At 57.6% G+C, this 3,233-nt stretch carries 2 protein-coding genes; both read right to left on the bottom strand.

Translation table 11 applies throughout. The annotated features are described in order from the left end of the window. Window positions 1-377: 377 nt before the first annotated feature. Entirely contained in the window at window positions 378-1,835 is a 1,458-nt protein-coding gene (locus SPHV1_RS03475; RefSeq protein ID WP_054944687.1) for a 4-hydroxyphenylacetate 3-hydroxylase N-terminal domain-containing protein, read from the bottom strand. A gap of 166 nt (window positions 1,836-2,001) precedes the next feature. Further along, the gene (locus SPHV1_RS03480; RefSeq protein WP_082430781.1) at window positions 2,002-3,195 is read right to left on the bottom strand and encodes an FAD-dependent monooxygenase; all 1,194 of its coding nucleotides are present in this window, start codon (window positions 3,193-3,195) and stop codon (window positions 2,002-2,004) included. Window positions 3,196-3,233: the final 38 nt, after the last annotated feature.

Consider the following 3,233-nt stretch of genomic DNA (forward strand, 5'->3'; position numbering starts at 1 on the left):
TTTTGCACCGCCGTTCTCACCTGCGTATAATCGGCATCTCGGTCATGCAGGCGGAAGTTCTGGCCAGCACGCCGCTGCCTAATCAGTTGGCTTTAGTTGCAAATGAACAATCTTGCCAAAAGTCGAGCGGTATGACCGACGATCAAGGGGGTATCCGTCTCTAACAGCAGCCACCGCGATCAGCCTCGGCGTGCGCGCGGTGTTTCGCTAAGGTCTCAAGTTAACGGTGCGTCGAACGCCGCATTGTACTGCGGTTTTCCCGCCTCACATATGGCTCAAGACACCGTCTCGCATGAGACCGAACTACCGCTTCGACTTGCGCCGAAGCGGTGCGGCCGATCCTCACCCGCCGAAGACGCGGACCGGCCACAGCTCCCTCACATCTGGAAGAATTTGTCTATCAGCGAGGCGCACTCCCCCGTACTCGGATTCTTAAACCAGTTAATGGCATTGCGCTCCGGATCGCCAGAGTAGAGGCGCTCGTACAAGCCCTGGCGCGAACCGAATTCGGTACCCGTCATGTCCCAGGCCAATTTCAGCAATTCCAGACGCCCCCTGGAATCGACGCCTTCAGCTATGAGGTAGCGATCCATCATCGATCCGACCTCCGGCCGTTCATAGTCGGCTTGAGTCGGGGCCAGGACACCTGATCCTGCGGCCAATCGCAGGACGTCCACGGCTTTGGTATTGATATAAGGAAACAGGAAATTAAGCGCTGCGAAGCCTGAAACGGTTCGAAAAACCGGACTCGCCAGGCCGTCACCCGCAGCTATTTTTTCGCCCCTGGAAAATGCCTCGACGCGCCTTTGGGCATCGACAATGCTCGCGGTTCGGATACCTTCGGCGATGTTGACCCAACCGACAAGCTCGCCGATCGCAGCCTGGAATTTGGGCGTCTTGTCGCGCTTGTTCATGCGGGCAACGGCCGTTGCCATCCCGGTCAGAAAGCGCATCTTCATTGTCGAACGCGTACAGGCCTGGATTACCATATAGCCGGCGCCAAACTGCATAATCCCGTTATAGGCTTCGAGATCGCCGTTGACGATCAGGCGCTCGTTCGGGACGAAAACTTCGTCGAAGACGAGAATGGCGTCACCCTCGTCGAAACGACTGGTCAAAGGACGGTCGAAGGGATTCTGGCCGGTGTCGTAGGTCTGGCGCGCCAGGATCGAAAGGCCCGGCGCATTCATGGGCAGTTGGAAGGCAAGAACAAAGTCTTCCTCTCCCGCTTTGCGTGGAAAATAGGGGCCGATATAGCATTCGTTTGCGACAGGGGCGAGCGTCGAAAGCAGGCGGCAACCGCTCACCACCACACCATCGGCCCGACGCTCCACGACCCGAACGGCTTCGTTGGGCGCGTCATCCTTCGATCGGTCCGTCTGGGGATCAATGAGTGCGTGGGTGACCTGAAGATCATTCTCCCGGCAATTGTCGATGATCTTCTGGGCCTTGCCGGCTGCCTCGTTCTTCCCCAGCACGCGCAGCGCACAAACCTGGTCCATGAGATAGGCCGACATGAAATCGGTCAATCGCCCCATAAGGCCGAAGGTGGTCTGGGCCCGTATATGATAGCAGGCGGCCAGTTGCTCGAACTCCTCCTTCGTTCTTGCCTCCAGATAGGTTTTGCTCACCAGGTCTCCCGTGGAAGGCGACCTGAAGGTCAGCATGTCCTTGAGTGACGGGTCATTCTGCTGGTCGTAGATACCAGCGATGGTGTTTATCACACCCTTCAGCGGGCCATACTCAGTTACATCCGTGATCAACTTCCCATCGACAAATAACTGTCGGTTGTCCCGAAGCGAAGTCCTGTAGTCATCCCCGGTTTTGATACCCATGATTAAGTCCTCTTCCTATTCGAAATACGTCTGAAAATCCTTTGAAGCCGGGCGTGAGCCACGCGTCGGCAAGTGACCGACGGCACAGCCGACAGTCATGCGAGCCCAGCAAAAACTGATGCACGAACGATCTATCCGCGAGGAAAGGAGATACCCCGCGAAACAGTCACTCCTTCTCGTAATCCTTTAATTGGATGGCGTTTGCTGCGGACTGGATAAAGACACCGGCAGAGTCATCGTCTTCCACGGCATTTGGGTCATCCTGCAGGAGGCGAAAACGCTCTTCCCTCCTGTCAACTTCCTCTTTCGTGGCGGGTACCGACATTTCGGGACAATCGGTCAATATCCGTTGATTCTGCTCGGCATATGGCCGTGCTTCTTCCTCGTAGCGCGCGAAAGCGATCTGGAAATCCCCGCCCGCCGCCTTGAGTTCCCCGGCCAACACGTAGGCGCCGACAACCGCGAGACTCGTTCCCTGCCCGGTCAGCAATGTAGGCGCGTATCCGGCATCGCCGATCAGGACGACGCGCCCATTTGACCAGCGCGGCATGTGTATCTGTGTCACCTCGTCGAAGTACAGGTCGGTGCTGATGCGGAGCCCATCTAGCAGAGTCTGCACGCCCCAGCTTGTATCGCCAGCAAACGCTTGGGCCAGGATTGCCTTCTGCGCTTCCAGGTCGCTTCTATCGAAATCCAGCGGTGGCGATGAAAATACCAATAGGCCGCGCGTGTGCTTACCCGGGCCATAGTCGATGTTGCTGATCATCTTTCCGGGCATCTGGCGCATCAGCCATTGACGGTCGAGCTTCAGTGTATTGGGGATCGTGAATATTCCGGCATAAAGCCCCAGCGGTCGCTTGAATTGATCCGCGGGACCAAATGTAAGCTCGCGAACCTTGGAATGTAGCCCATCCGCACCGATCACCAGATCGAACCGGCGCGGCGCGCCATGCGCGAACGTCACATTAACGCCGTCGTCGTCCTGGGTGATCGAGGTGATCGAATCTCCAAAGATATATTCCACGCCTTCACAGGCGCTTTCCTGAAGCATGTCGGTCAGGTCGTCCCGCAGCACCTCGACGTCGCCAGCGACACCTTCGCCCGCTCCGAAGTTTCCGTCGGTCTGCCAGATGACCTCACCCTCGGCGTTGTACCGCCGGATTTCACGCATGTTGACCGCCGCCTTGCGACAGGCTTCCAATATGCCCATGCGATCGGCCACCTCGACCGCCGCACCGCGAAGATCTATCGCAAAGCCGCCCTTGCGCGGGCCAGGCGAGCGTTCGACGACAGTCGGCTCGAAGCCGTAACGACGCAGCCAGTAGCCGACACTTTGCCCTGCTGAACCAGCACCGGAAATAAGAACCGAACGATTTAGCCTGTCTTATTCATGATGGT

Source organism: Novosphingobium sp. KN65.2, assembly GCF_001368935.1.
In the GTDB taxonomy this organism is placed as follows: domain Bacteria; phylum Pseudomonadota; class Alphaproteobacteria; order Sphingomonadales; family Sphingomonadaceae; genus Novosphingobium; species Novosphingobium mathurense.

Coding starts and splice junctions, on each gene's coding strand:
- SPHV1_RS03475 (WP_054944687.1), bottom strand. CDS start 1,835: ATGGGTATCAAAACCGGGGATGACTACAGGACTTCGCTTCGGGACAAC.